This is a genomic window from Geothrix sp., assembly GCF_030219325.1.
Lineage (GTDB): Bacteria > Acidobacteriota > Holophagae > Holophagales > Holophagaceae > Geothrix.
This window is the reverse complement of the sequence record NZ_CP126625.1, coordinates 2904948-2930902: the sequence shown is the minus strand read 5'-3', so window position 1 is coordinate 2930902 and position 25955 is coordinate 2904948. Positions and strand designations below refer to the sequence as shown.

At 67.2% G+C, this 25955-nt stretch carries 26 protein-coding genes; 14 read left to right on the top strand and 12 right to left on the bottom strand.

What is annotated here, in order from left to right; all coding sequences use genetic code 11:
• Positions 1-8: 8 nt before the first annotated feature.
• Both QOZ81_RS13095 and QOZ81_RS13090 read right to left on the bottom strand, forming a co-directional pair.
• The gene (locus tag QOZ81_RS13095; RefSeq protein WP_300714822.1) at positions 9-1202 is read right to left on the bottom strand and encodes a winged helix-turn-helix domain-containing protein; all 1194 of its coding nucleotides are present in this window, start codon (positions 1200-1202) and stop codon (positions 9-11) included.
• A gap of 67 nt (positions 1203-1269) precedes the next feature.
• Positions 1270-3285 carry an NADPH-dependent 2,4-dienoyl-CoA reductase gene (locus QOZ81_RS13090; RefSeq protein WP_291205582.1) on the bottom strand — a complete coding sequence of 672 codons (2016 nt, stop codon included), beginning with the start codon at positions 3283-3285 and terminating at the stop codon, positions 1270-1272.
• A 474-nt stretch (positions 3286-3759) separates the two neighbouring features.
• On the opposite strand from QOZ81_RS13090, the gene QOZ81_RS13085 reads away from it, so the two are divergent.
• From QOZ81_RS13085 to QOZ81_RS13030, 12 genes are read left to right on the top strand one after another with little or no spacing between them, the layout of a single operon-like run.
• Positions 3760-3963 (top strand): hypothetical protein, encoded by a 204-nt coding sequence (locus tag QOZ81_RS13085; RefSeq protein ID WP_291205585.1) that lies wholly within the window; start codon positions 3760-3762, stop codon positions 3961-3963.
• A complete protein-coding gene (locus QOZ81_RS13080) occupies positions 3938-4429 on the top strand; it encodes a ubiquinol-cytochrome c reductase iron-sulfur subunit (RefSeq protein WP_291205588.1) in 492 nt (163 codons plus the stop codon). The genes QOZ81_RS13085 and QOZ81_RS13080 overlap by 26 nt, the downstream gene beginning before the upstream one ends.
• Positions 4426-5718: a cytochrome b N-terminal domain-containing protein gene (locus QOZ81_RS13075; protein WP_291205592.1), complete on the top strand. Its 1293-nt coding sequence runs from the start codon at positions 4426-4428 to the stop codon at positions 5716-5718. The genes QOZ81_RS13080 and QOZ81_RS13075 overlap by 4 nt, the downstream gene beginning before the upstream one ends.
• A gap of 10 nt (positions 5719-5728) precedes the next feature.
• A complete protein-coding gene (locus tag QOZ81_RS13070; protein WP_291205595.1) occupies positions 5729-7543 on the top strand; it encodes a c-type cytochrome in 1815 nt (604 codons plus the stop codon).
• Positions 7524-8918 carry a cbb3-type cytochrome c oxidase subunit I gene (locus QOZ81_RS13065; RefSeq protein WP_291205598.1) on the top strand — a complete coding sequence of 465 codons (1395 nt, stop codon included), beginning with the start codon at positions 7524-7526 and terminating at the stop codon, positions 8916-8918. The genes QOZ81_RS13070 and QOZ81_RS13065 overlap by 20 nt, the downstream gene beginning before the upstream one ends.
• Positions 8919-8939: 21 nt before the next feature.
• Positions 8940-9509: a cbb3-type cytochrome c oxidase subunit II gene (locus QOZ81_RS13060; protein WP_291205603.1), complete on the top strand. Its 570-nt coding sequence runs from the start codon at positions 8940-8942 to the stop codon at positions 9507-9509.
• A gap of 3 nt (positions 9510-9512) precedes the next feature.
• Complete coding sequence (locus QOZ81_RS13055) at positions 9513-9695, top strand: hypothetical protein (protein ID WP_291205606.1); 183 nt, start codon at positions 9513-9515, stop codon at positions 9693-9695.
• Positions 9692-10000 (top strand): hypothetical protein, encoded by a 309-nt coding sequence (locus QOZ81_RS13050; protein ID WP_291205610.1) that lies wholly within the window; start codon positions 9692-9694, stop codon positions 9998-10000. The genes QOZ81_RS13055 and QOZ81_RS13050 overlap by 4 nt, the downstream gene beginning before the upstream one ends.
• A gap of 4 nt (positions 10001-10004) precedes the next feature.
• Positions 10005-11939, top strand: coding sequence for an FAD-dependent oxidoreductase (locus QOZ81_RS13045; RefSeq protein ID WP_291205613.1), 1935 nt, complete (start codon positions 10005-10007; stop codon positions 11937-11939).
• Positions 11940-13280, top strand: coding sequence for a 4Fe-4S dicluster domain-containing protein (locus QOZ81_RS13040; protein WP_291205616.1), 1341 nt, complete (start codon positions 11940-11942; stop codon positions 13278-13280).
• 3 nt (positions 13281-13283) lie between these two features.
• Positions 13284-13445 (top strand): hypothetical protein, encoded by a 162-nt coding sequence (locus QOZ81_RS13035; RefSeq protein WP_291205619.1) that lies wholly within the window; start codon positions 13284-13286, stop codon positions 13443-13445.
• Positions 13442-15847 (top strand): heavy metal translocating P-type ATPase, encoded by a 2406-nt coding sequence (locus QOZ81_RS13030; protein WP_291205622.1) that lies wholly within the window; start codon positions 13442-13444, stop codon positions 15845-15847. Before QOZ81_RS13035 ends, QOZ81_RS13030 begins: the two co-directional genes overlap by 4 nt.
• Here QOZ81_RS13030 and QOZ81_RS13025 read toward each other — a convergent pair.
• Positions 15844-16473 carry a CGNR zinc finger domain-containing protein gene (locus QOZ81_RS13025; protein ID WP_291205625.1) on the bottom strand — a complete coding sequence of 210 codons (630 nt, stop codon included), beginning with the start codon at positions 16471-16473 and terminating at the stop codon, positions 15844-15846. The two genes, QOZ81_RS13030 and QOZ81_RS13025, sit on opposite strands and share 4 nt — an antisense overlap.
• Before the next feature lie 86 nt (positions 16474-16559).
• Here QOZ81_RS13025 and QOZ81_RS13020 point away from each other — a divergent pair, with 86 nt between their 5' ends.
• Positions 16560-17060, top strand: coding sequence for a DinB family protein (locus tag QOZ81_RS13020; protein WP_291205627.1), 501 nt, complete (start codon positions 16560-16562; stop codon positions 17058-17060).
• A complete protein-coding gene (locus QOZ81_RS13015) occupies positions 17057-18034 on the top strand; it encodes a SpoIIE family protein phosphatase (RefSeq protein ID WP_291205630.1) in 978 nt (325 codons plus the stop codon). Before QOZ81_RS13020 ends, QOZ81_RS13015 begins: the two co-directional genes overlap by 4 nt.
• Before the next feature lie 225 nt (positions 18035-18259).
• On the opposite strand, the gene QOZ81_RS13010 is transcribed toward QOZ81_RS13015, so the two are convergent.
• The 9 genes from QOZ81_RS13010 to QOZ81_RS12970 all read right to left on the bottom strand — a co-directional run bounded on the left by QOZ81_RS13010 (position 18260) and on the right by QOZ81_RS12970 (position 25948).
• Positions 18260-19018, bottom strand: a complete 759-nt coding sequence (locus QOZ81_RS13010) for a sulfite exporter TauE/SafE family protein (RefSeq protein WP_291205634.1) — start codon at positions 19016-19018, stop codon at positions 18260-18262.
• A 94-nt stretch (positions 19019-19112) separates the two neighbouring features.
• A complete protein-coding gene (locus tag QOZ81_RS13005) occupies positions 19113-19589 on the bottom strand; it encodes a hypothetical protein (RefSeq protein ID WP_291205637.1) in 477 nt (158 codons plus the stop codon).
• A gap of 224 nt (positions 19590-19813) precedes the next feature.
• Entirely contained in the window at positions 19814-20083 is a 270-nt protein-coding gene (locus tag QOZ81_RS13000) for a DUF4342 domain-containing protein (protein ID WP_291205640.1), read from the bottom strand.
• A gap of 29 nt (positions 20084-20112) precedes the next feature.
• Positions 20113-20754 carry a sensor domain-containing protein gene (locus QOZ81_RS12995; RefSeq protein ID WP_291205643.1) on the bottom strand — a complete coding sequence of 214 codons (642 nt, stop codon included), beginning with the start codon at positions 20752-20754 and terminating at the stop codon, positions 20113-20115.
• A gap of 210 nt (positions 20755-20964) precedes the next feature.
• A complete protein-coding gene (locus QOZ81_RS12990) occupies positions 20965-22497 on the bottom strand; it encodes a M14 family metallopeptidase (protein WP_291205646.1) in 1533 nt (510 codons plus the stop codon).
• Between the two features lie 111 nt (positions 22498-22608).
• Positions 22609-23796 (bottom strand): hypothetical protein, encoded by a 1188-nt coding sequence (locus QOZ81_RS12985; RefSeq protein WP_291205650.1) that lies wholly within the window; start codon positions 23794-23796, stop codon positions 22609-22611.
• Between the two features lie 54 nt (positions 23797-23850).
• Entirely contained in the window at positions 23851-25035 is a 1185-nt protein-coding gene (locus QOZ81_RS12980; protein WP_291205652.1) for a DUF3892 domain-containing protein, read from the bottom strand.
• A 321-nt stretch (positions 25036-25356) separates the two neighbouring features.
• Entirely contained in the window at positions 25357-25563 is a 207-nt protein-coding gene (locus tag QOZ81_RS12975; protein WP_291205654.1) for a hypothetical protein, read from the bottom strand.
• A gap of 19 nt (positions 25564-25582) precedes the next feature.
• The gene (locus tag QOZ81_RS12970) at positions 25583-25948 is read right to left on the bottom strand and encodes a 5-carboxymethyl-2-hydroxymuconate Delta-isomerase (protein WP_291205660.1); all 366 of its coding nucleotides are present in this window, start codon (positions 25946-25948) and stop codon (positions 25583-25585) included.
• Positions 25949-25955 lie beyond the last annotated feature (7 nt).

Sequence of the window (25955 nt, the reverse complement as noted above, 5' to 3'; positions counted from 1 at the left end):
CGCGGTCATCAAGGGAGCTGAATGTCTGCGGCCCCGACGAAGGTCGCCATGCGCTCCAGGGCCTCGTCCAGCCCGCGCTGGCGGGCCTTGGTGGCGCGTACGCCGGCCTCCCACCACAGGCCCCTGATCTCCAGCAGGCCCCGGTCGCGGTGGAGCTTGGGATCGAGGCGCCCCACGAGGCGGCCGCCCTCCAGGATGGGCATGACGAAGTAGCCGTACTGCCGCTTGGGCTCGGGCACGAAGGCCTCGAAGCGGTAGTCGAAGCCGAAGCGGCGCAGGGCGCGCGTGCGGTCCCGCAGGATCGGATCGAAGGGGCAGAGCAGGCGGGTGCGCTCCGGCGCCTCGGGCAGCCTGGCCAGCCGCGCCTCCCAATCCACCAGGGCGAAGGCGGGCCGGAGTTCGCCGTCGGCCGATTCAACCTGCACGGGCACGATGCGGCCCTCCTTCTCGGCGGCCGCGCACCAGGCCTTGGCATCCACCGCCTCGATGCTGTTCCAGAACTCGGCGAGCTCCTTTGGCGTGAACACCCACAGCCGCTCGGCCGCCGTGCCGCAGGCCCAGGCCAGGTGCTCGGCGGGCCCGGGGCAGGGCAGGGCATGGTGCTCCGGCAGCACGCGCTCCGTGAGGTCGTAGACCTTCTGGAAGCCTTCGCGGCGGGGGACCATCAGTTCACCGCTGCGCCAGAGGAAGTCCAGCGCTGCCTTCTGCGGCTTCCAGCCCCACCAGGGGCCGCGCTTCTCCGGGTGCTCGAAGTCCGAGGACTTCAGCGGGCCCTCATGCTCGATGCGGGCCTTCACGTCCTTCACCACCTTGGCGCCATCCGTTCCGCGGAAGTGGTACTGCCACCAGGCGTGGGCGTGGATGCGCTCCCGGTCCCGGGCGAAGCGGGGCTTCCAGTGGTGGAAGAAGGCCGTGGGGATGGCCGAGGCATCGTGGGTGAAGCCTTCGAACAGGTTCCGCTTCTGTTCCAGCAGCTTCCTCAGCTGGTCGGGCCGGTAGCCATCCAGGCGGCTGAAGAGGGTGAGGTCGTGGGCCCGGGCCAGCACGTTGATGGTGTCCACCTGGACGAAGCCCAGCCGCTCGATGAGGGCCTGCAAAGAGGTCGTGGTGACCCGCTTCCCGGGATCGTCCAGCAGCCCCTGGGCGCCGAGGAAGAGGCGCTGGGCGGCGGCGCAAGAGATCAAGGGAATGGAATGGGCCACGGATAGACTCGGATGAACACAGATCATGAAGCATCCGTGTTCATCTGTGTTCATCTGTGGCGAAAATTCAAATCTTCGCCGCCAGCTCGGCACCCTGCCGGATGGCGCGCTGGGCGTCGAGTTCGGCGGCCAGGTCGGCGCCGCCGATGAGGTGGACGGGTTTGCCCGCCGTCTGCAGGGGGACCAGGAGGCTGCGTTCGGAGACCTGGCCCGCGCAGAGGATGATGCTGTCCACGGCCAGGCACTTCGCCCCGGCGTCCTTGCCGTCCCGGATCCAGAGCCCCTCATCATCGATGCGCTCGTAGTGGATGCCGCCCTGCATCTTCACCTTCATGGCCTTCAGGGTGGCCCGGTGGATCCAGCCCGTGGTCTTGCCCAGGTCCGCGCCCATGCGATCGGTCTTGCGCTGGAGCAGGTGGACCTTGCAGGCCGGCTCGAAGCCCTCCGGCGCCGGCAGGAGCCCGCCGCGGTGGGCGTGGGCCGCATCGACCCCCCACTCCCGCAGGTAGCGATCCACCTGGGGCGCGTGCCCGGCCTGGACGAGGAACTCGGCGACGTCGAAGCCGATGCCCCCGGCACCGATGATGGCCACGGTGCGGCCCGCCGCCTTCCGGCCCGAGAGCAGGTCCGGGTAGCTGATGACCTTGGGATGGTCCACGCCCGGGATGTCGGGGGTGCGGGACTGGACGCCCGTGGCGAGGATGACCTCGTCGAAGGGGGCCAACGATTCCGGAGTGGCCCGCTCGGCTAGGCGCAGGGTCACCCCGGCCGTGGCCAGGCGCCGCCCGAAGTAGCGCAGGGTCTCGAAGAACTCCTCCTTGCCCGGCACCCGCTTGGCGAGGTTGAGCTGCCCCCCCAGCTCGGGGGCGGCCTCGAAGAGGGTGACCAGGTGGCCGCGCTCGGCCGCGTGGCAGGCGAAGCTCAGGCCCGCAGCACCGCCACCCACCACGGCGAGGCGCTTGGGGACGATGACCGGCTCGAAGATCAGCTCGGTCTCGAAGCAGGCCCTGGGATTGACGAGGCAGGTGGCGCGCTTCTGCTGGAAGACGTGATCGAGGCAGGCCTGGTTGCAGGCGATGCAGGTGTTGATGTCCTCGGCACGGCCCTCGGCGGCCTTCTTCACGAACTCAGGGTCCGCCAGCAGGGGCCGGGCCATGCTCACCATGTCCGCGCTGCCCCCGGCGAGGAGCTCCTCAGCCACTTCCGGGGTGTTGATGCGGTTGGTGGTGATGAGGGGGATGCCCACCTCGCCCTTCAGCTTCTTCGTCACCCAGGCGTAGGCGCCCCGGGGCACCATGGCGCCGATGGTGGGCACCCGGGCCTCGTGCCAGCCGATGCCCGTATTCAGGATGGTCGCGCCCGCCGCCTCCAGGGCCTTGGCCAGCTGCACCACCTCCTCCCAGGTGCTGCCCTCCGGCACCAGGTCCAGCATGGAGAGCCGGAAGATGATGATGAAATCCTTCCCTACGGCCTCGCGCACGGCCTTCACGATCTCCACCGGGAAGCGCATCCGGTTCTCGTAGCTGCCCCCCCAGGCGTCCGTGCGGCGGTTGGTGCGGGCCGCGATGAACTGGTTGATCAGGTAGCCCTCGCTGCCCATGATCTCGACGCCGTCATAGCCGGCCCGCTGGGCCAGGGCTGCGCAGCGGGCGTAGTCGCGGATGGTGGCGCGCACGGCCCGGGCGCTCAGTTCCCGGGGCTTGAAGGGCGTGATGGGGCTCTTCACGGCGGAGGGTGCCACGCTGAGGGGGTGGTAGCTGTAGCGCCCGCCGTGGAGGATCTGCAGGGCGATCTTGCCGCCGGCAGCGTGGACGGCCCCGGTCACCTTCCGGTGTTTGGCCACCTGCCATGGCCAGGAGAGCTGGGAGCCGAAGGGTGTCAGGCGGCCCCGCAGGTTCGGCGCGATCCCCCCGGTCACGATGAGCCCGACACCGCCCCGGGCCCGCTCGGCGTAGAACGCCGCCAGCTTGGCAAAGCCCCCCTTGGCCTCTTCAAGGTTCGTGTGCATGGAACCCATGAGCACGCGGTTGGCGAGGGTGGTGAAGCCGAGGTCGAGGGGGGCCAGCAGGTGGGGGTAGGACACAGGGGCTCCGGGGGGTCTGGCCAGTGTAGGACCGAGCCCGGCCTACCCGGAGCCAGGACGCGGGCGCCAAGGGCGTCGATTCGATCCCGGCTATTTCGAAGGCAATTAAATTTAATATTATTAATAGTTATAAAAAATGTTCAAACAATAGCAAACAAAATATCAATTTTATGTCGTTGTTATTCAAATCATGTTAAATACGATATGACATGTGCATTTAAATTAATAAATAATTTGTATTATGATATTTTTTGATATTCTATAAATAGTCAATAATCTATAATATGAAATCTATCAAAATCTATAAATATGTTATTTTTTAAATATTTATAAATTGTGTCCCTTGTCACATGAATCATGCTGGTAAATCGTGATCATTGAAACGCGACCACAAGATCCTCAAGATGCCATTTCCGGCACCAAACCATTCCTTCCCGCCCGACCGCATCCGCATGGCTCTCGAAAGGCAACTCCGTGGAACTGACGTGGATCTCGATCGCAGCCAGCCTGGCGATGGGTTCGGGAGCCGCGTTCCTCTTCATCTACGCCGTCAAGCGGGACTGGATGAAGAACATCGAGGATGCGAAGTACCAGGTCTTCTGGTCGGACCGGCAGGACAGCGAACACGTGAACCCCTCTCAGGAGAAGGCTGATGGCAGTCAATCTAAAGCGAAGTAGCGGGGAGGATTCCGATGGGGGGAAGACCTCCCGGCGGAAGATGCTCGGGTGGTTGACCGGCGCGGGCCTCTTTGGCTCCGCAGGGCTCAGTGCCGTGTCCAACTTCGTCTTCATCAAGCCCCGGGCCACCTATGGGCAGCCCCAGCGCTTCAGCGTGGGCAAGCCCGAGGACTACCCCTCCGGCACCCGGGCGATCCTGGCGCCGCGGGGCATCTGCATCGTCCGTGAGGGTTCGAAGCTGGCGGCCATTTCCATCACCTGCACCCATCTGGGCTGCACGGTGGGTGCCGCGGACACCGGCTTCGCCTGCCCCTGCCACGGCTCGCGCTTCGACCAGGATGGCAACGTGACCGGCGGTCCCGCGCCGCGCCCGCTGCCCTGGTTCCAGATCACCCTCGCCCCCAACGGCGAGATTGAAGTGGACAAGGACATTGAAATCGCACCTGGGAGCTACCTGACCCTATGAGCCGCCCCACTCCGCCCAAATCCTCCCTCCTCGCCACGCTGATGGACCTCCCGAAGAACGTCTGGAGCTCCATCTTCCGCAACCCGCTCCCGTCCAACGACCTGGAGCGCTCGGCCACCAGCTTCACGAACTTCTTCCTGCACATCCATCCCGTGAAGGTGCACAAGAACTCGCTGCGGCCCGCCTACACCTTCGGCCTCGGCCTGATCTCATTCTTCCTGTTCGTGATCCTGATCGTGACGGGCATCCTGCTGATGTTCTACTACGTGCCCTCCACCACCCAGGCCTATGACCGCATGCTGGACCTGCGGGGCTCCGTGGCCTTCGGCACCCTGCTGCGCAACATGCACCGCTGGTCCGCCCACGGCATGGTCGCCATCGTCTTCCTGCACCTCTGCCGCGTCTTCCTCACGGGCTCGTACAAGAAGCCCCGCGAGTTCAACTGGGTGGTGGGCGTCATCCTCTTCCTGCTCACCCTCTTCATGAGCTTCACCGGCTACCTGCTGCCCTGGGACCAGCTGGCCTTCTGGGCCATCACCGTGGGCACGGCCATCGCCGGCTACGCCCCCATCATCGGCAAGGACATCCAGTTCCTGCTCATGGGCGGCACCAGCGTGGGTCAGGAGGCCCTGCTGCGTTTCTACGTGCTGCACGTGGCCGTGCTGCCGGCCATCCTCACCCTCATGATCGCCATCCACTTTTGGCGCATCCGCAAGGACGGCGGCCTCTCCCGTCCCGACGACGCGGACCCCAAGGTGACCCTCGAGCCCATGGAGATGGCCTCGGTGTCCAAGGCATCCGTGCCGGAGCCGAAGAAGCTCTACGGCTTCCAGGGCCTGGTGCGCGGACCGCTCACCAAGGTCGGCCAGATCCCCGACAACACCGTGTTCTCCTGGCCCAACCTCTTCCTGGCCGAGCTGTTCACCTTCGTGGTCACCCTGTCGGCGATCCTCATCCTCTCGCTGCTCTTCAACGCGCCGCTGGAGGAGCCCGTCAACGCCCTGCATCCCCCCAATCCCGCCAAGGCGCCCTGGTACTTCCTGGGCCTGCAGGAGATGGTCAGCTACTCGGCCTTCTGGGGCGGCATCGGCGTGCCCGGCATCTTCGTGCTGCTGCTGCTGGGAACCCCCTACCTCGACCGCGGTCCCAAGGGCGTGGGCAAGTGGTTCTCCCGGGACCGCCTGCTGGCGAACACGATCTTCATCACCTTCGTGGTGGCGAACGTCATCTTCGTGATCATCGGCACCTTCTTCCGCGGGGCCAACTGGGCCTTCGTGACCCCCTGGTGAGGAGCGCGACATGAGACTGGCACTCGCCATCGGCACCTTCTTCATCCTCGTGATCCACGGGGTCGTCTTCTACAACCAGTTCGGCCACCCATGGGAGCGGAACCAGAACACCTATTTCGATCAGGCCAGGGTGCTGGCCAAGACCGACACGGAAAAGGCCGCCCTTGCCGCCCGCAAGCCACGCATCGAGCAGATCGTGGTGAGCAACTTCGGCGAGACCCGGGTGGACCGCTGCACCACCTGCCACATCGCCTCGGACGACCCGCGTTTCTCCTCCCATGCTGAGCCCGTGAAGACCCACCCCTACTCCACCGCCATGGGGGACCAGCAGAAGAACGGCAAGTGGGATCGGCGCCACAAGTTCTCCGAGTTCGGTTGCACGGTCTGCCACGACGGCCAGGGTCGGGGCCTCGACTCCGAGTACAGCCATGGCAAGGACGAGTACTGGCCCGATCCCCTGCTGGGCTACACCACGCAGGATCATTGGCGCAAGGACTTCGCCCCCAAGCTCAGGGGCAAGGAATACATGCAGGCCAACTGCGCCCAGTGCCACACGGAGATCGCCTTCCCCGGCACGCCGCTGGTGACCAAGGGCCGCGAGCTGTTCTTCAGCTCCAACTGCTACGGCTGCCACCGCATCGAAGGGCTCTCGGACGGCACCATCGGGCCCGACCTCTCCGACGTGGGCAAGAAGTGGAAGCTCGACTACCTGTGGGGCCGCATCGCCGATCCCAAGAGCATCCTGGCCACCTCGATCATGCCCAAGTTCAACCTGAAGGAAGAGGACATCAAGGCCCTCGTCGTCTTCCTCAAGAGCCGCAAGGGGCGCAACTTCGCCGAGACCGAGATCCAGCGCTTCAAGGTGAAGCTCACGGGTGGCGCCGAGCTGGTCCAGGCCACCATCAAGCCCGTGCAGATCAACCCGGCCGAGATGGTCAAGCAGGGCGAGAAGCTGGTGCTCGACCGCGCTTGCACCGCCTGCCACAAGCTGGGCGACCGGGATGGCGGCATCGCCCCCGACCTCAGCTTCGAAGGCCTGCTGAAGGACGGCCCTTGGATCTACGAGCACTTCAAGAACCCCAAGTCCACCATGCCCGACTCGATCATGCCGGCCTTCCGCTTCACGGACGACGAGTTCAAGGCCATGACCGCCTACCTGCTCACCCTCAAGGGCACCAGCCCCGCCACCAACGGCGAGGGGATCTACAAGGCCCTCTGCCTGCGCTGCCACGGTGAGAAGGGCGACGGCCACGGCCCCATCGCCGAGCACCTGGATCCCTACCCCCGCGACCTCACCAAGGCCGGCTTCATGAACTCCAAGCCTGAAGCCCGGCTGGTGGCCTCCATCCGCAACGGCGTGGCGGGCACCTCCATGCCGGCCTGGGGCAAGCTCCTCAACGAGGAGCAGGCCAAGGCGGTGCTGGGCCACATCCAGACCGCCATCACCAAGGAACCTCGCCGCGAACTCAAGGCCCGGGCCATTCCCGAGAAGAACCCCGTGGCCATGGGCAAGGAATCGGTGGACCGCGGCGAGGCGATCTTCGTCAACCGTTGCGCCGGGTGCCACGGCAAGAAGGGCGACGGCAAAGGCCCCAACTCCCTGGACATCCTGCCCAAGCCCCGCAACCTCCGGAACGCCTTCTTCGTGGACAGCGTCAGCGACCAGCGCCTCCTCGAGTCCATCCTGTATGGCGTCCAGGGCACGCCCATGCCGTCCTGGATCAACGACGGACTGACGAACAACGACGCGGGCGACCTCGTCAATTTCATCCGCAGCATTAACCCGAAACCGAAGGGAGGCCAGCATGCAGCCGCAATTCAGTAAGGCCGAAGTGGCGACGACGCCCGAAGGGGCCCTCGTCCACGACGACTCCACCGCCAAGTGGTTCCTGGTGAGCTCGGTGGCCTACTTCTTCATCGTGGGCATCATCGCCGTCATCATCGCCGCCAAGTTCGTGTGGCCCGACCTCATGGGCACCATGTCCTGGCTGACCTACGGGCGGCTGCGACCCCTGCACGTGAATGGCATGCTCTTCGGCTGGCTGCTGGCCGCCGACATGGGCCTGGCCTACTACGTCATCCCCCGCCTCTGCGGCGTGAAGCTCTGGAGCGAGAAGCTGGGCCTGGCCACGGCCATCCTCTGGAACGTCATCATCCTGGGCGCCGTGGTCACGCTGCTCGCCGGCCAGAACCAGGGCTGGGAATATGCCGAGCTGCCCTGGTACCTCGACATCCTCGTGGTGGTGGCCTGGATCATGTTCGGCCTGAACGTGCTCATGACCGTGGCCTCCCGCAAGCACCAGGCCATGTACGTGACCATCTGGTACACCATGGGCTGCATCCTCTGGACCGCCTTCGTCTACCTGACGGGCAACTTCGCCACCCTGTTCACCACGGGCACCAACCAGGCGAACCTGAACTGGATGTACGTCCACAACGCCGTGGGCCTGATCTTCACGCCCATCGGCCTGGCCATCGCCTACTACTTCATCCCCCGCGCCTCGAACACGCCCCTGCACAGCCACAAGCTGTCCATGGTCGGCTTCTGGTCCCTGGCCTTCGTCTACGTCTGGACCGGCGCCCACCACATGATCCACGGGCCCATCTCCCAGTGGCTGCAGACCATCGCCATCGCCTTCTCGGTGATGCTGCTCATCCCCGTGTGGGCCGTGGTCTACAACCTCTTCGCCACCATGAAGGGCCAGTGGCACCAGCTCCGCGAGAGCGTGCCCCTCAAGTTCCTCATGTCGGGCGTGGTCTTCTATCTGCTGACCTGCTTCCAGGGCCCCATGCACAGCCTGCGCACCGTGAACGCCATCGTGTCCAAGACCGACTGGATTCCGGGCCACGCTCACATGGCGGTGCTGGGCTGCTTCAGCTTCTTCGCCATCGCCGGCACCTACTTCACGGTGCCCAAGCTCTGGGGCAAGCCCCTGCACTCGCAGTCCCTGGCCAACTGGAGCTACTGGATGCTGATGATCGGCGGCCTGGGCTTCTTCACCACCCTCTGGCTGGGCGGCTTCTGGCAGGGCTGGCAGTGGAACAACTGGAGCATCCCCTTCATCGACACCGTCATCGCCCTGAAGCCCATCTGGATCGTCCGGTTCGTGTCGGGAATCCTGATGTTCATCGGCATCGTGATGTTCGCCTACAACATCTTGGCCACCGCCCTGGGCGACCAGCAGGAGGCGGCCGTTTAGGCCGCGGAAAGGAGAGCGACCATGTTCAAAAAAGCTGACAACAACGCCCTTTGGGCCATCGGAATTTCCCTCGTGCTGTTCTTCATCGGGGGCATCCTGACCACCGTGGTGCCGCCCCTGGTGGACACCACCTGGGCCAAGCCCTTCGAGAACCACGACCCCGCCAAGGGCATCACCGGCAAGGTGGTCCCCCTCACCGACCTGCAGAAGAAGGGCCGGGCCATCTACGTCCGCGAAGGCTGCTGGTACTGCCACACCCAGCAGATCCGCACCCTCCTGGCCGACACCAAGCGCTACGGCTGGCGCGGCGTCGACGCCCCCATCTCCACGCCGGACGAGTTCGTCTACGACGATCCCCACATGTTCGGCACCAAGCGCACGGGCCCCGATCTCGCCCGCATCGGCGGCAAGTACGACGAGCAGTGGCACCGCACCCACTTCCGCAATCCCCGCGACCTCGTGAAGGGCTCCATCATGCCGCCCTACCCCTGGATCGTGAACAACCCCGAGGAATTCAAGGCCCTGGTCGCCTACCTTCAGAACCTCGGCCGCGGCAAGGACTGGCGTCCGGCCAACGACTACGAGAAGTAGGTCATGGCCCCCACGGACTACACCTACCCCAGCGTCTACTTCGCCTACCTGTTCTTCGCCCTGATGTTCTTCCTGGCCGTCTATTTCTTCTTCAAGTCGCGGCGGGATGGGTACTGGGGCGAGAAGGGCGAGGAAGCCAAGTTCCAGATGTTCGATGAGGATGAGACCCCCAGGAGGACGCCATGACCGAGGACAAGAAAGGCCACGAGGAACTGAAGGAATATGCCGACGGCTGGATGACGGAACGCAAGGGCACGGATGCCCCGGGCTTCTTAAAGCTGGCGATTCCGGTCATCGGCCTGGGCGGAGTTGGCTACCTGATCTTCCAGATGTACGGAGATGTGGGCCACGCCACCCGGGGGCCCCTGGTCCAGCAGTTCAATGCCGCCACCAAGACCAACCCGGTGCTGATGTACGGCATCGCTGCCATGGTCCTGATCTACGTGGCCATCGTCGCGATCTTCGCCTTCCGCAAGCCCCACGAGGATTAAAGCTGTGGATAACGCCAGCTGGCAGTTCAGGGTTCCCGACGACTCGCAGTACTGGGTCGAGATGGTCAAGTGCCAGCACGCCTGTCCGGTGCACACGGACGCGTGCGGGTACGTGACGGCCATCGCCGAAGGGCGATACGAGCAGGCCTACGCGATCGCCCGCGCCACCAACCCCTTCGCGTCCATCTGCGGACGGGTCTGCGGCGCACCCTGTGAAGCCAACTGCCGCCGCGGCTCCCTGGACGAGCCCGTGGCGATCCGCGCCCTCAAGCGGTTCGTCACGGACAAGTTCGGGCCCGAGACCGGTGACTACACCGCCTACCGGGACGGTGCCAACCAGAAGATGCTGCCCCCCAACCGGGGCGACTACGAGAAGGTGGCCGTCATCGGCGGCGGCGTGGCTGGCATGACCGTGGCCCACGACCTGGTCCAGATCGGCTACAAGGTCACGGTCTTCGAGGCCAACGCCGAACCGGGCGGCATGCTCACCGCCGGCGTGCCGGTCTTCCGGCTCCCCCGCGAGCTGGTGCGCCACGAGATCAACGCCATCGTGTCCCTGGGCGTCGACCTGAAATGCAACATGAAGCTGGGCCGCGACTTCAGCATCGCGGACCTGCGGGCCCAGGGCTACAAGGCCATCTTCCTGGGCGTGGGCCTGCCCAACGGCCGCAAGCTCTCGCTACCTGGCGGCGAGGCCGAGGGCGTCTACGACGGCATGGAGTTCCTCAAGGCCTTCAACGAAGGCAAGCCGCTGCCCCTGGGCCGGCGCGTGGTGGTGGTGGGCGGCGGCAACGTGGCCTATGACGTGGCGCGCTCCGCCCTGCGCCCCTTCGAGGCGCTGAATCAGGAGGACGCCCTCCAGGAGATGGGCCACGGCGAGAAGGTGGCCTACGACGTGGCGCGGTCGGCGCTGCGCATGAGCGGCGACAAGGAGATCCACGTGGTCTGCCTCGAGTCCCTGGAGGAGATGCCCGCGGACAAGGTGGAGATCCACGAAGGCGAGGAGGAGGGCATCCGCCTCCACAACCGCGTGGGCCCCAAGGAGATCATCGTCGAGAACGGCAAGTGCAAGGGCCTCCGGGTGGTGAAGTGCCTCTCGGTGTTCGACGAAGAGCGCCGCTTCAACCCGAAGTTCGACGAGGCGGACCTCAGCGACATCCATGCGGATTCCGTGGTCTTCGCCATCGGCCAGACCTCCGACCTCAGCTTCCTCAAGCCCGAGGATGGTGTCGAGACCAACCGCGGCCTCGTGAAGGTGGATCCCGCCACCTACCAGACCACGGCCCCGGACATCTTCGCCTGCGGGGACGTGGCCCATGGCGCCCGGCTCTTCATCGACGCCATCGCCTCGGCCCACACCGCGGCCCGGTCCATGCACGACTTCCTGCGGGGCACCCGCACGGACGTGGTGGTGCGCAAGCGCTGGCTGCCCGCCGCCTACACCATGGCCGAGGGCTGGCACCGCGAGGAGCGCTGCAATGCGCCGGTCCTGGAGAGCGAGATCCGCGCCACCTCGGTGGAGATCGTCGAGCTGAGCTTCCCCGAGGAGATGGCCCGCCGCCAGGGCTCGCGCTGCCTGCGCTGCAACGTCAACACGGTCTTCGAGACGGACCACTGCATCGCCTGCAACGGCTGCGTGGACGTGTGCCCCGAGGACCTCATCAAGCTGGTGGGCATCAGCACCCTGACCGACTACGACGCCCACGAACGGCTGGTGGCGGCCGGCGCCGAGATCAGCCTGGCCGAGTACCAGGCCATGAGCCCCCAGGACAAGGATGAGCTGGGCGGGGTCATGCTGAAGGACGAGAGCACCTGCATCCGGTGCGCCATGTGCGCATCCCGCTGCCCCACCCACGCCATCCTGATGAAGCGCTTCGACCACAGCACGGAATGCGTGTCGATCCCGTCGCCCAATCCGAAGATCCTGTATAATAACTGAATGAGCATACAGACCGAGGCTTCCCCCAAGCCGAAAATCGAGCGGCTGCCGCCCCTGCCGCCGCAGGAGACCGTGTACCGGCCCATCCGGAAGCGGTTCCACCTGGCCTTCTTCCTGGCCTTCGTGGCGGCGCCCTTCACCAATCTGATGCGCTTCGACATCCCGCGGCAGCGGTTCTACTTCGCGGGCTTCGAGCTGTGGATCAGCGAGTTCGCCATCATCTTCTTCGCGATGATGCTCCTGATGTTCGTCATCGCGGCCTCGGCCATCATCCACGGCCGCATCTACTGCAGCTACGCCTGCCCCCAGATGATCTTCAGCGAGTGGAGCCAGGACGTGGAGCGCTGGGGCAAGCGCTCTGCGCAGCGCTGGCTGAAAAGCGCCAGCGCTGCGTCGAAAAAAGCGCTGGAACGGGGGCTGTTCTACGGAGTGCTGGCCCTGGCCTCGGTCTTCCTGGCCTTCGTGTTCACCTCGTACTTCGTGGAACCCCGGGACCTGCTGGGGCGCCTCATGCACTTCGACCTCGTGACGGTGGGCGGCATCACCGGCGCCACGGTCACCCTGATCACCTTCCTGGACTTCACCCTGGTGCGGCAGAAGTTCTGCACCACCGTCTGCCCCTACGGCTACATCCAGGGCATGCTCCAGGACAAGCACACGCTGCTGGTGAGCTATCAGGACGGCATTGACGAGGCCAAGGACTGCATCGAGTGCAAGAAGTGCGTCCGGGTCTGTGAGATGGGCATCGACATCCGCGAATCGCCCTACCAGATCGAGTGCGTCCACTGCGGCGACTGCATCGATGCCTGCGAGGACGTGCTGCGCAAGCTCGGCAAGCCGGGCCTCATCCACTACGCCTGGGGCGAGACGCCGAAGGCGATCGCCGCACAGGAGCCCTGGTACAAGCGCTGGGGCTTCCGGGATGCCAAGCGGGTGGTGATCCTCCTCATCATGACCTTCTATCTGGGGGGCCTCGCCATGGCCCTGTCCCTGCGCCGCCCTGTGCTGGTGGAGATCAACCCGGACCGGTCCACCATGTTCAAGGTCCTGGAGGATGGCCGCATCGCGAACCTGATCCGCCTCAAACTCGCCAATCGCACCGGCAAGGCCACCCAGGTCCGCCTCTGGGTGGAGGGGCTGGCCGGTGCGGACCTCGCCCTGCCGGCCAACCCGGTGGCGCTGCAGCCGGGCGAGACCTTCGAGCGAACGGTGGAACTGCGGGCGCCTTTTGTTCAGGATGGGCAGGACGTCCACCACATCCGCATCCTGGCCCAGGCCGACGCGGCGCGGAAGGCGGACGCCGAGGAGCTCACCTTCATCACGCCGCTGAAAAGGAAGTGAACCATGACTGAACCCAAGAAAGGCGGCGGCTCGTACCTGGTGATGTTCGGCCTCATCAGCCTGCTCTTCATCACCATCCTCGTCGTGGCTTACCGCATCACGCGCCAGGCCAACCCCATCATGCTCGACGACCAGGGGCGGCCCCAGCCGACGCATCGTTCATGAGCCCAGGCGCCACCTGCGATCTGTGCGGCGCGGCCGCCACGAAGAAGCCCCAGGTCCAGGTCTTCCGGAGCCAGGAGAAGCGCTTCTGCTGCACCGGCTGCCTCAACGTCTACGCCATCCTGCTGGAGAGCGGCGCCATGGATGCGGGCGTGGATCTCCGCAGCACCGACCTCTACCAGGAGAGCCTGCGCCTGGGCCTGCTGGGGCAGGGCGGGGAGGCCGCGACCCCGGCCGTGCCTGAAGGGGTCGAGACCCGGGAGGCCCTCTACCAGCTCTCGGGCATGTGGTGCGCGGCCTGCGGCTGGGTGGTGGAGCATGCCCTGCGCCGGGAACGGGGCGTGGTATCCGCCGAGGTGCTGTTCACCTCGGACCTCCTCAAGGTCACCTACTGTCCCCAGCTGGTGCCGCCCGGCGTCGTTCCGGACCGCGTGAAGTCTCTGGGCTACAAGGCCGCGGAGTTCGGCACCGAGCAGGAGGGCGATCGCCGCGAGTGGCAGGACATGCTGCTGCGCCTGGGCATCGCCGGGGGCCTGTGGATGAACGTGATGCTCTTCAGCCTCGTCATCTACGCCAGCTACTTCGAGGGCATCGCCGGCTGGGCCCAGCGGGCCGTGCCCTTCATCCTCATGGCCCTCACCCTGCCCGTGGTGCTCTACTCGGCCTGGCCCATCCACCGCATCGCCTGGTACGGCGTGAAGTCCGGCCACCTGCGCATGGAGGCCCTCATCTCCACGGGCGTGCTGGCGGCCTTCGCCTACAGCTCGGCCCAGGCGGTCCTGGGGGGGAGGCACTTCTACTTCGACACGGCCTGCGCCATCGTGACCCTGGTGCTCACGGGCAAGGCCCTGGAGCGCAACGCCAAGGACCGCAGCGCCCGGGCCATCGCCATGCTCCACCGCCTGCTGCCCAGGAAGGCCCGCCTGCGCATCGACGGGCAGGAGCGCTTCGTGGCCATCGAGGCCCTGGAGGCCGACGCCCTGATCCTGGTGAAGCCCGGCGAGCGCATCCCCGCCGACGGCGTGGTGGTGGAAGGCCAGTCCGCGGTGGACGAGTCCGTGGTCACGGGTGAGTCGGATCCCCAGGCCAAGGCCATGGGCGACGCCGTGATCTGCGGCAGCCTCAACACGGCGGGCGTGCTGGAGATCCGGGTCACGCGCTGCGGTGAGGATTCCACCCTGGCCCAGATCGTGAAGTCCGTGCAGGCGGCCCTGGCGGGCAAGAGCCCCCTCGAACGGATGGTGGACCGCGTCTCCCGGCTGTTCATCCCCGTGGTGCTGGCCCTGGCCGCGCTCACGGTGCTGGTGTGCCTCAGCCGCGGGCTGACCGGCACCGAGGCCATGCTGCGGGGCATCGCAGTGCTCGTCATCGCCTGCCCCTGCGCCCTGGGCATCGCCACCCCCCTGGCCACCACCGCCGCCATCGGCGCGGCCTCCCGCCAGGGCATCATCATCCGCGACGTGCGGGTGCTGGAGACCTTCCGCAAGGTGGACCTGCTCATCCTCGACAAGACCGGCACCGTGACCGAGGGCGACTTCCGGGTGCGCCATGCCGAGCTGGAAGGGCTGGACCTCGTGGCGGCCCTGGAATCCTATTCCGAGCATCCCCTGGCCCACGCGGTGGGGCGCCATGCCGCCGACCTGGGGATCGGTCGGCTCGATGCCTCCGGCATCGAGGTGAGGGCAGGCCGGGGTTTGCTGGGCACGGTGGCAGGCAAGCGGGTGGTCGTGGGCAACCGCAGGCTGCTGGCCGAGGAGGGTCTCGCCCTCTCGGCCGACCTCGAAGCCCGGGCCAGCGCCTGGGAAGCCGAGGGCCTCACCGTGGCCTTCGCGGCGGTGGATGGCCTCAGTACCGGTGCCCTGGCCTTCGGGGACCGGCCCCGGGCCGAGGCGGCGGCCGTCATCGCCGAGCTGCGGGCCCGCGGTGTGCGCGTGGTCCTGCTCTCTGGCGATGCCCGGACCACCACGGAGCGCATCGCCATGGCCGTGGGCGTGGACGATTTCCTGGGGGAGGTGTCGCCCTCGGAGAAAGCCGAGGCCGTGCGGCGCTTCCAGGCCCAGGGCAAGGTGGTGGCCATGGTGGGCGACGGCATCAACGATGCCCCGGCCCTGGCCGCCGCCGACCTGGGCATCGCCATGGGTTCGGGGGCGGACCTGGCCATGCATGCGGCGCCAGTGGTGCTCATGCGCGATTCGCTCACCCGCATCACCAAAGTGTTCCGCTTGGCCACCCTCACCCTGCGGGTGCTCAAACAGAACCTCTTCTGGGCCTTTGTCTACAACACCGCGGGCATTTCGCTGGCCATGACCGGCGTGCTCAACCCCATCCTCGCCGCCGGCGCCATGGTGCTGTCCAGCCTCTCGGTCATCGGCAATTCCATGCGCCTGGGACGGGATCGCGCCTAGTCTCCCTGCCGGCTGCGGTGATAGTGGCGCCGGGCCTTGGCGCGGTTGCCGCAGCTGGCCATGGAGCACCAGCGCCGCGAGCGGCCGCGGCTGTGGTCGAGGAACAGCCAGGTGCACTGGGCGCCGCCGCACTCCCGCACGGGAGCGGCGGCCTTCGCCGTGAGCAGATCCGCCGCGGCCCGGGCGATGGGCCAGAGGGGCGCGGTGAGTGCGGTCCCGTCCCGCCGCCAGTGCCAGGCCAGCGCGGTTCCCTCGAGGCCGAGGTGGAGGTTGGGAAGGGCCTCGCCCAGGGCCTCGTTGAGGCAGGCCAGGTCACCGGGCGGAATCTCCCGGTCGTGGGCCCGGGCCGAGAAGATGCCGTACAGGGCCTCGCGCAGGTCCAGGGCCGCCTGGAGCGCCGCCTGGGCCGCGGCGGGCTCGGCCAGGGACCGGGCGGCCAGCCCATTGGCCTGGGCGGCCTCCAGCAGGCCGGTCTGGCGGGCAAAGGCCAGAAGCCGGGGGTAGGTCCGCAGGTCGTCGCTTTCAGGGCGTCCCCGGTCCCCCCAGGTGTTGGCGAAGTCCAGGCAGAGGTCCCCCCCGGAGAGCTCGAAGGGGCCCTGGCCAGGCAGGGAAGCGACATCGTCCACGGGTCAATTATAACTTGTATGAATGGGTTGACAGGTTAGAAATTCGCCTCATATTTAACCTCCATTCGTCATCAAGGAGGTTATTCATGGCCCAGACCCAAGACCTCGCCCCCACCCGTCTGGCGGATCAGCTGGAGCGCGGCTTCCGCGGCGGCGCCTGGCACGGCCCCGCCGTGATGGAGCTGCTGGCGGACCTCAGCGCCGAGCAGGCCCGGTGGCGCCCAGAGCCCACCTCCCATTCCATCGCCGATCTCGTGGGGCACCTGACCTACTGGCTGGAGGACACCCGGCGGCAGCTCGCGGGCACTCCCCGCCTCCCCGGCGAGCCCGGTTCGGACTGGAGCCCCGCGGACCTGGGCTCCGAGGCTGCCTGGCAGGGGGCCTGCGCCGCCCTGGAGGACGCCTACGGCGGGCTCCGGGCCGCGATCCTCGAACTGGAGGAGGGCCGCCTCGACGAGGCCAGGTCCGGTTCCGACACCACCATCCGCGGGCTCCTGCAGGGCACCCTGCAGCACAACGCCTACCACGCCGGGCAGATCGCCCTGCTGCGCAAGCAGGCCGAGGCCGCGGCCGGGGGGCGGCCATGACGCCCCTGGAGACCCGCACCCTCGAACGGCTCATCACCCGCCGGAACCACCTGGCCGGGCTGACTTCCGCCCGGAAGGAGCGGCGCTGGGTGGACCTCATGCGCCAGGTGGACGCGGCCATCGGCGCCATCGAGGTGGGCACCTGGGGCATCTGCGCCGTCTGCCACGACCCCATGTCCCCCTCGCGCCTGGCGGAAGATCCCCTGCTGACGGTGTGCCTGGAGTGCCTGTCCGAGGCGGATCGCCGGGCCCTCGAACGGGACCTGCAGTCCGCGGGCAAGGTGCAGCGCACCCTGCTGCCGCCGACCCACGTGGCCCAGGATGGCTGGGACGTGGCCTACCACTGGGAGCCCCGGGGCGTGGTGTCCGGCGACCACGTGGACCTCATCCCGCCCAGCGCGCCCGGGGCGCCGCTCCACCTGGTGCTGGGCGACGTGTCGGGCAAGGGCGTGGCGGCGGCCCTGCTGCAGTCCCACCTGCACGCCCTCTTCCGGGCCCTGGTGCCCGCGGGGCAGTCCCTGCCGGACCTGTTCAAGCGGGCCAACGAACTCTTCGCGGAGGCCACCTCCTCGGTGAGCTACGCCACCCTGGCGGCGCTCCGCCTGGGCTGCGACGGCAGCTTCTCCATCGCCAATGCGGGCCACCCCCGGCCCCTGCTGGCGGATGGCCGCGGAGTGCGGCCCATCGAGGGCGGCGGCCTGCCCCTGGGCCTCTTCTGTGATTCCGTCTACACCGAGCGGGACCTGAAGCTCCAGCCGGGCCAGACCCTCCTGCTCTACACGGATGGCTGGACCGAGGGGGCCAGGGGGGACCGGGAGTTCGGCATCGGCCGCGCCGCCGCCGCCCTCCGCAAGGGCGCCGCGCTGCCGCTGCCCGAGCTGCTGGCCTCCTGCCGGGCCGAGCTGGACCGCTTCCTGGACGGCTCGCCCCGCGGGGACGATCTCACGCTGGTGGCGGTCCGGCGGGCGGTCTGAAAGGGGGTTGCCCACACGACACGGGAGTTCCTGAACCGCGAATTCCGCGAATCGCCCTTCGGGCGCGCGAATGAAAACAGGGATGGGTGATCGCTGCATTCGCGCTCATTCGCGCCATTCGCGGTTCCAGCTGTTGCTCTTGAATACCTCGCATGGCGTCCTGCTGGAAGGGGAGAAGGGTTTCTCTCAATCCTCTGTGGTCCTCTTTTTCCGATGCAACTGGATCTAGCCCTGCCCCTGGATCCGCAGCAGCATCACGGCCTGCCAGAGGATGTACCCGCCCATGGCGGCCACCAGGACGCCGCCCACGCGCAGCAGCACGGCCTTCCAGGCCTGGCTGAGGCGGGTGCTGGCCAGGCCCAGGCCCAGCAGCAGGGGCGCGTTACCCAGGCCGAAGGCGGCCATGCCCGCAGCGCCCATCTTCCAGTCGCCGCCGTCCAGGGTGCGCAGCAGCATCATGTAGACGAGGCCGCAGGGGATGAGCCCCCACAGCATTCCGAGGGCATAGGGCAGGCTGCCCAGGGCGAGGCCCTTGCCCATGAGCTTCTGCAGCGGCGCCGGCAGCCTGAACTCCATGAGCGAATCCGCCCGCCCGCCCAGGGCCATGGTCAGGCCCATGAGCACCATGAGCACGCCCACGGCCAGCTTCACCCAGATCTGCCAGGGCCAGGCTTGCGCGGCGATGAGGGCCGCGCCTTCGGGCTTGCAGCAGGCATGCATGTCCTGCACGGTCTGCAGCCGGGCGAAGCCGCCCAGGAAGCCGATGAGGCCGCCGAGGATGGCGTAGGTGCTGATGCGGCCCAGCTGGAAGCGCAGGTGCCGCGTCCAGGTGCGGCCGCCGTGCTTGGCCTGCGACAACCCGAAGGCCGCCACGATGGGGCCGCACATGCCCGCGCAGTGCCCCAGGGAACCCAGCAGCCCCGCGATCCACATCACCACCAGCCAGGGCGCGGCGTGGGGATGGTTCAGCCAGTGTTCGAGCATGGCCCATGGTCCATCGAAGCCTGCGGGGCCCGCAAGCGGCATGGATCACGGGTGGGTGCGACGAGGTGTCGCACCCACCCGTGATGGCGTTGGATCAGAAGCGGATGCCGGCGTAGATGCCGATCTGGTTCTTGGGGGCCATGGACTTCAGCACATTCTCCATGGAGTCGAACTTGTTGCTGGTGCTGGTGAGGGGGAAGGCCACCTCAAGGCCGAAGAACGGCTTCACCAGGGGGGAGGGGATGGCGTAGCCGATGTTGGCGCGGATCCAGGGGCGGTTGTAGGTGGTCCTCTCACCCTCCAGATCGAGCTTCTCGGCGCGGTATTCCAGCCCTGCGCCCACCGCCACCACCGCCTTGAAATTGAACATGGCTCCGACGGACCAGTGGCTCTGCTTGAGTTCGGCGGGGATGCCAGAGGGTGCGCCACCCAGGGTTGCCTTCACGGTCGCCTTGGATTCCGGCTGGTATCCAGCCGTGATCTGAAACAGGGCGGGACCGACATCCACGACGGAATAGCCGAAGCGCGCGGCATAGACCGTCTTGTTGTCGAGGTTGAGCTGTCCGGTCACCCCAGGGGAAACCTCCATATGGGGAGAGGGATACTGCTGCTGGCCAACGAAGAGACCCACTTCAAAAGACTGGGCCGCCAGGGGCGCCCCCAGGAGCAGCGCGAGGGCGAGCGTTGTTTTTTTCATAACGACCTCCAGGTCAGCCAGTGATTGGCGAGCCATGCTTCCATTGGCTCCCGGGAGTGTCAAGAAGATTCGAAGGTCATGAATGCTGAGATGCCATCTCAGTCGCCATCGGTTTTCTCCACCACGATCACCATGCGCGTGACGACCGCGGCCAGGGCACCCACGGCGGCGAAGACGGGCAGGAGGGCCGCCCCCACCAGGCCCAGGGTGAGCGGGATCTCGATGAGCGTCTTCCCCGCCTCGTTCTTCAGGATGATCCGGCGGATGTTCCCCTGGTGGATGAGGTCCTTGATCTTGTCGAGCACCTTGCCGCCTTCGAGCTTGAATTCCTCGGTGCGGGTGCGGTCCTGGGTGGTGTCTGTGGTCATGCGGTGTCCTTTCAGATGTGGGTGAGAGGCTAGGCGTTCACCAGCAGGTGCTTGGCCAGCCAGACCTGGAAGCGGCCCAGCAGCAGCGCCAGGTGGAAGGTGAGGGGGATGAGGGCCAGGCCCGTCAGGCCGCAGAGCAGGGCCGTCAGGTTCGGGTGGGCCAGGGCCCAGCCCGTGCCGCCCAGGTCGAGGCTGAGGGTCCCGGTGGCCTGGAAGAGCCGCGCTGCGGGTACCGCGAGCAGGCCCAGGCCCACGGAGAGCAGGCTGACCAGCGTGGTGAAGTAGGCGATGCCCAGGGGCATCAGGAGCAGCAGGTAGAGGAGGCTGGTCCAGGTGCGGCGATCCTTCAGCAGGCGCTTCAGCCGGCCCAGGAATCCCTCCCCGCCGGGCAGCAGGGCGGGGCCTGCCGAGCCCTCTCCGCCCACCAGCACCTTCAGCAGGTGCACCTCGCCCACGGAGAGCAGGCGGGCGCCCACGAGAAAGGTCAGCGCCACGGGGATGCCGATGATGAGGATGGCCAGGCCCAGGCTCAGGGAGAGACCCGTCACCGTGTAGGTGAAGGCCAGGATGCCCGTGGCCATGGACAGCAGCAGGTAGAGCAGGGTGGTGTAGGTCCGGCGCTGGGCCAGCGCCTCGAAGAAGCCTGGGTGGGATGCGGGCAGCAGGGACATGGGACCTCCGGAACTGTCCCAGGCTACGGGGCAGCCCGGAGCGGTTCAGGTGGGAACCGGCGAACGGCTTTCACGGATCGGTGAAAGCACGGGACAGGTCGCGAAGGGAAACGAAAGAGAGGGGTGCGGAGCCAGCGGGCATCCAGCCGAAAGCCCTTTCTTCGCGCCCATTCGCGTCATTCGCGGTTCCACGCTTTTCCTTCGAGGCACTCAGCCCAGGGCCGGCACCCGCCAGAGGGCCAACTCTTCGCCCAGGGCCGGGACCGGCAGCAGGCCGTTCTCCACGGCGCCGTCATCGCTCTCGGGCTCGCAGAGGTAGACGGCGATGGCGCCGAGGGGCTGCTCGGTGGGCACCAGGGCCCAGCCCGGCGGCACGGCCCGGGGGCCCCGGCGCCAGGACACCGAAACCTCGCCCACGGCGGCGGCCTCCAGGATGGCGCGGCCCCCCTCGGAGCCCAGGCCCTCGGTGACGGGGACCTCCACGTCGAAGGTGCCCACGGCCTCCTGGAGGCTGAGGCCGTGCCGACGCAGGTGGGCGGCCATGGGCGCGGGCACCAGGTAGGCCTCGGGGCGCTCCACCACGGTGCTGCCCACGAAGCGGCCCAGGTACGGCAGGGTCACGCTCGTGGGCGCTCCTTCCAGCGTGCGCGGCGTGCGCGTGAGGATCTCGACGGGCGCGGCGAAGCGCTCCAGGCCGTAGCGGATGGCGATGCGCTCCCGGGGCGTCCGGCTCGCCGCCACGGTCTGCACCACCTCGTCCCGGTGGGCCGCCACGTATTTGAGCGTCTCCAGCATGAAGGCGTAGGCCGTGCGGACGCGCTCGGCGAAGCTGATGTACGAGTAGCACTCCAGCAGCAGGTCCATGCGGCTGGTGAGGCCCCGGTAGTTGCTGCCGAAGCGGGGGTGGTGTGGGTAGGTCATCCAGCCCTCGCGCACTGGCGCGCCCGGCTGGGCGTCCACGTCCGCGTCCATGGCCCGCTCGTCCTCCACGAAGTTGCCGTACCAGCCCGCGTCCAGGCCGTGGTTGCGCTTCAGGGCCGCGGTGACCGGCGGCAGCAGGCGCTGGCGCATGTACTCGATGGGCTCGCCCCGGCCGCTCTCCACCGTGTGGGGGATGTCGTAGGTCATGGAGAAGCGGTGCACCGAGCCGTTGGTGGCGTGGTTGTCGATGGTGAGGTCCGGCGCCCAGGGCTGGCACACGCGGGTCTGCAGCAGACGCATCTCCTCGCCCTGCATGCGGAGGTAGTCGCGGTTCAGGTTGATCTTGGCGGCGTTCACGCGGGTGCCCACGCCGCTGTCGGGGCCCAGCTGACCCGTGAGCTTGGGCAGGTGCAGGCGCCGGTTGCCGGGATCGATGGCATCATTGCCGTCGGGATTGAACAGGGGCACCACCACCAGCGTCAGGTCCGCGAGGAGGGCGCCGGCATCGAGCCCGGGCCGGCCCTCCAGCAGGTCGCGCACCAGCATCAGGCAGCCCTCCTTGCCCTCCACCTCGCCGGCGTGGATGCCGCTGATGACCAGCACCACGGGGCGGCCCAGGCTGCGGGCCTCCTCCGGCGTCTTGACGCCATGATCCGACAGCACCAGCAGGGGCAGCTCGCGGCCCTGGGGGCTCACGCCGAAGGTGGTGACATGCAGGCGCTTGTCGCCCTTGGCCTGGAGACCGGCGATGAAGGCCATCACGTCCGCGTGGCGGCTGGTCTCCTCGTAGCGGGTGGCTTCGGCGCGGGTCAGCAGGGACATGGATACTCCGGGGCGGGCCCTGATCATAGAACCCCCTCCCTCATCAGGCCAACCATCGCCTGGTGAGTGGAGGGGGTCGGGCGGGCGGGAGTCCCTACCGGATGGGCGGGCTCACTCGCAGCATTCCACCGGTGGCGGCTCGAAGGGGGCGAGATCCCCCTTCGCCAGCAGCAGGCGCCGCCGCTCCAGCTCGACTTCCAGCAGCTGGGACTCCAGGCAGGCCTTGCGGGCTTCCGCCTTCTGCTTTTCCAGCGAGATCCGCATGGCGGCTTCGCGTTCCGGTTCGCAGGAGCAGCAGTGGGCCAGCTCGGGATCGTAGACCGTGCCATCCGTGGGCAGCGAGATGGGTTTCGGTTTCTCGACTTCGGCGCCGAGCTTGGGCAGGAGCTTGAGCACCTGCTTGATCTCGTCCTGGACCGAAGCGGGGAGCCCGGCCACGTCGTCGAGGGAGTGCCAATCCGCCGGGAAATTCGGTGCCACGATGTGGTACGAGATGTCCACCACCGTCGTGCGGATGGTGTAGAGCTCGACCACCTTCCTGACAAAGTAGGTGACCGCCCGGCAGTCGTTGTCGTTCTGGATGGTGCGGGCGGTGATGTCGGCGGTCTCCTTGTCCTCGTAGGTGCTGACCACCACCGAGCGCTCGGCGTGCGTGAGCTGCGAGGCCTGGGCCACGGACTGGTTGAACTGGTCCGACACGGCCCCCACCTGCAGGACGGTGTGGTCCGTCACGCTGGTCTGCACCGAGGCGTTGCCGCTGGGAAGCCCCAGCAGGCCGGCGAGCCCGCCACCGGCGGAGACGGAGGTACTCCCCTTCACGCTCGCCAGCCTGTCGTTCAGCAGGTTCATCGTGTTGGTGGTCCTCGCCTCGTGCACCACGGACAGGAACTGCATGAAGGTGGACTGCACCGCGTAGCGGTCCTGCTCGCTGGAGATGCGGCGGTAGCGGTCGCTATGGTAGAGCGTCACCTTCTCCTTGGGCAGCAGCGTGACCGTGTAGAGCAGCGGCCCGTGCTGCTTGCCGACGAGGCACAGGCAGTGCTCGTAGGTGATCCGGAATTCGATGTACTCCCTCAGCAGGTTGACGAAGGCGCCGACGTTTCCGCGGTCCTTGCCGAGGGGGACCCGGAAGTACTTGGTTTCGTACCAGCGCAGGCACTGCTCGTCCTTCAGCCAGGGGGGTTCGCAGGGGCTGATGCAGCAGGGGTCCGGCTTCGGCAGCCGGACGCTGCAGCGCTCGGATTCCTCCCCGGCTTCGGGGGGCGGTGGCGCGGGGTCTTTCTGGGGATGGGCGGCCATGGGTGCTCCTGATGGATGCGTGGCAGGTAGTGGAGGCAGGGAGGCCCGCGGGGCTCAGCCCTCGGGCAGCGACAGCAGGTTGTCCGCCTTCGAGTTGTCGGCGACGGTGGCGATGTAGCGGATGCCCTGCCGGTTCCAGGGCGGGAAGTGGACGAAGACCTTCACCTCGGCACGGCTGCCGTCGGCCCCGACCACGAAGAACTTGTTGCCCCGGTCGATGGAGGCGATGCACTCCTTCTGCGTCATCCGGAACGGGATGTTCTGGGTGAGGTTCATGCCGCCCACGGCCCGGATGGGATGGAAGGCGTCATCCCGCGGCGTCTTGTGGATGAAGCTGATCTGCATCTCCAGGGCGAGGTTCACCGGAATCACGCAGGCCCGGTCGCTCTGGGACCAGTAGGACTGCACCGTGACGCCATTGACCAGGCCCGTGGACTGGCAGACGTCGCCGATCTCGTTCCAGGCGTTTGCATTCGTCGGATTCACCTGGACGCCGTTCCCTTCGGGATCGCTGAGGGCCTCGACCACCTCGTGCGAGAACACCGAGGAGATGAAGCCCCGGTTGCCGAAGGCCACCCAGGCGATGTGCGTGCGGTCGTTGATGTCGATGTCGAAGGGGATGAGGCTGATCTCCGTCCAGTTCGCATAGGTGTGCAGGCCCCCGAGGTTGGGTGGGGCGTTGGTGCCCGGCGGCATGAAGACGCAGTGGAGGACGTCGTTGGTCTCCTCGTCCGGTTCGGGCAGCGCGCCGCCGCCGATGGCCCCCGTGATGAGGTTTGCCACGTCCGAGGTCTGGTAGTTCGTGGGCGGGTTGTTGCCGGGGACGGACACGAAGATGCCGCCCAGCCTGGCCGGCGTGGCGCCGTACTGGGAGATGCGGGCCTGGTACGGTCCCGCCAGGATGCTGGCCGCGTCGTTCACCACCTGGGCCAGCGAGGGGTTCGGCGCGGGGTTGGCGGTCCAGGCATCGCCCCAGAAGATGAGGTTGATGGTGGCGTTGCGGAGCTTCTTGCCGCCCCCGTCGCTGATGGTGGTGGTGGCCGGCGCGTCGCCGGCATTCTTGAAGGTCTCGATGACGAGGTCCTTCCCGCCCGGGAAGGCCTTGGCCGAGGGGGCCTTGGCATCCAGATGCTTGGCCTTGCCGAAATGGGTGGGGACCACGCCGTGGCCCTTGGCGGTCTCCCACTTCAGCTTCTTGCGACTCCGGGTCTGGACGGGTTCTTCGACGACGGTTTTCATGGCGTGACTCCGGACAGAGGTTCCAATGCGTCAAGCTGCCCGACCGCCCAGGCATCGGAGGCTGGGGGAAGGGGTGCCTCGACAGACCGGAATGGGCCCTCCGAGGCGGACCCCTTCACTGGCAATCAGCGCGCCAATGCATGCAAAATTCGTAATGACCAGTCAATCAATGACATGGAAAAATAATGCATAATATCTAATTGATGTGGTTTTGACCCAGGCGGGGCTCCGGGGGCGGGACAAGCCCCCGGGGCAGACGCATTTCCCCGCACCACCCGGGGTGGGTCGAAATGGACCCGAGGGCGCCGGGGCCTTGCCGGCTCAGAGGCTCCGCTTCAGCACTTCCTGGCCCATGTGGGTCACGCGGTAGCGGCCGATGGCCCGCTCGCGGATGAGGTCGTGGCGCTCCAGGTAGGCCAGGTCCGCATCGGTGGCCCCGGCCTTCACCAGGTGGTCCCGCACCACGTCCGGGTGCTTGGCCACCACCTGGAGGATGGTGAGCTGGCGGGCGGTGATGGGTTCGGCCATGAAGGCTCCTGGAGGGGTGCTAGTAGCTGATCTGGCGGCGGTAGCTGGCCCGGTGGATGTCCGTGATCTGCACCGTGAGGCTGCATCTCATCTTCGCGAAGGTGTGGGGGAAGGCCCTGGCCAGCACGGGCAGCAGGGCCTCGCTGAGCTGGGCCTTCACCTCGTCCGGGCGGCCGCCCAGGATCTGCACGTTCAGGGTGACGAAGGCCTGGTCCGCGGCGCCATCGCCGATGGCGAAGACCGGGTGTCGCAGGAGCCGGCTCTTGATGTCCGCCGCGGTGAACAGCCCCGTGCCCACCAGGGTGCCGTTGATCTCCCGCAGCAGGCTGCCCCAGTCGGGCTGGTCGAGGAGGTTGTCCGAGGCTTCAAGGATGCAGTGGGGCATGGCGGGC

Bases quoted from the DNA above. Each gene is read 5' to 3' on its own strand.
- QOZ81_RS13080 (WP_291205588.1), top strand. From the start codon at position 3,938: ATGGCAGTCAATCTAAAGCGAAGTAGCGGGGAGGATTCCGATGGGGGG.
- QOZ81_RS13075 (WP_291205592.1), top strand. From the start codon at position 4,426: ATGAGCCGCCCCACTCCGCCCAAATCCTCCCTCCTCGCCACGCTGATG.
- QOZ81_RS13070 (WP_291205595.1), top strand. From the start codon at position 5,729: ATGAGACTGGCACTCGCCATCGGCACCTTCTTCATCCTCGTGATCCAC.
- QOZ81_RS13065 (WP_291205598.1), top strand. From the start codon at position 7,524: ATGCAGCCGCAATTCAGTAAGGCCGAAGTGGCGACGACGCCCGAAGGG.
- QOZ81_RS13060 (WP_291205603.1), top strand. From the start codon at position 8,940: ATGTTCAAAAAAGCTGACAACAACGCCCTTTGGGCCATCGGAATTTCC.
- QOZ81_RS13055 (WP_291205606.1), top strand. From the start codon at position 9,513: ATGGCCCCCACGGACTACACCTACCCCAGCGTCTACTTCGCCTACCTG.
- QOZ81_RS13050 (WP_291205610.1), top strand. From the start codon at position 9,692: ATGACCGAGGACAAGAAAGGCCACGAGGAACTGAAGGAATATGCCGAC.
- QOZ81_RS13040 (WP_291205616.1), top strand. From the start codon at position 11,940: ATGAGCATACAGACCGAGGCTTCCCCCAAGCCGAAAATCGAGCGGCTG.
- QOZ81_RS13035 (WP_291205619.1), top strand. From the start codon at position 13,284: ATGACTGAACCCAAGAAAGGCGGCGGCTCGTACCTGGTGATGTTCGGC.
- QOZ81_RS13030 (WP_291205622.1), top strand. From the start codon at position 13,442: ATGAGCCCAGGCGCCACCTGCGATCTGTGCGGCGCGGCCGCCACGAAG.
- QOZ81_RS13020 (WP_291205627.1), top strand. From the start codon at position 16,560: ATGGCCCAGACCCAAGACCTCGCCCCCACCCGTCTGGCGGATCAGCTG.
- QOZ81_RS13015 (WP_291205630.1), top strand. From the start codon at position 17,057: ATGACGCCCCTGGAGACCCGCACCCTCGAACGGCTCATCACCCGCCGG.
- QOZ81_RS13010 (WP_291205634.1), bottom strand. From the start codon at position 19,018: ATGCTCGAACACTGGCTGAACCATCCCCACGCCGCGCCCTGGCTGGTG.
- QOZ81_RS13000 (WP_291205640.1), bottom strand. From the start codon at position 20,083: ATGACCACAGACACCACCCAGGACCGCACCCGCACCGAGGAATTCAAG.
- QOZ81_RS12995 (WP_291205643.1), bottom strand. From the start codon at position 20,754: ATGTCCCTGCTGCCCGCATCCCACCCAGGCTTCTTCGAGGCGCTGGCC.
- QOZ81_RS12990 (WP_291205646.1), bottom strand. From the start codon at position 22,497: ATGTCCCTGCTGACCCGCGCCGAAGCCACCCGCTACGAGGAGACCAGC.
- QOZ81_RS12985 (WP_291205650.1), bottom strand. From the start codon at position 23,796: ATGGCCGCCCATCCCCAGAAAGACCCCGCGCCACCGCCCCCCGAAGCC.
- QOZ81_RS12980 (WP_291205652.1), bottom strand. From the start codon at position 25,035: ATGAAAACCGTCGTCGAAGAACCCGTCCAGACCCGGAGTCGCAAGAAG.
- QOZ81_RS12975 (WP_291205654.1), bottom strand. From the start codon at position 25,563: ATGGCCGAACCCATCACCGCCCGCCAGCTCACCATCCTCCAGGTGGTG.
- QOZ81_RS12970 (WP_291205660.1), bottom strand. From the start codon at position 25,948: ATGCCCCACTGCATCCTTGAAGCCTCGGACAACCTCCTCGACCAGCCC.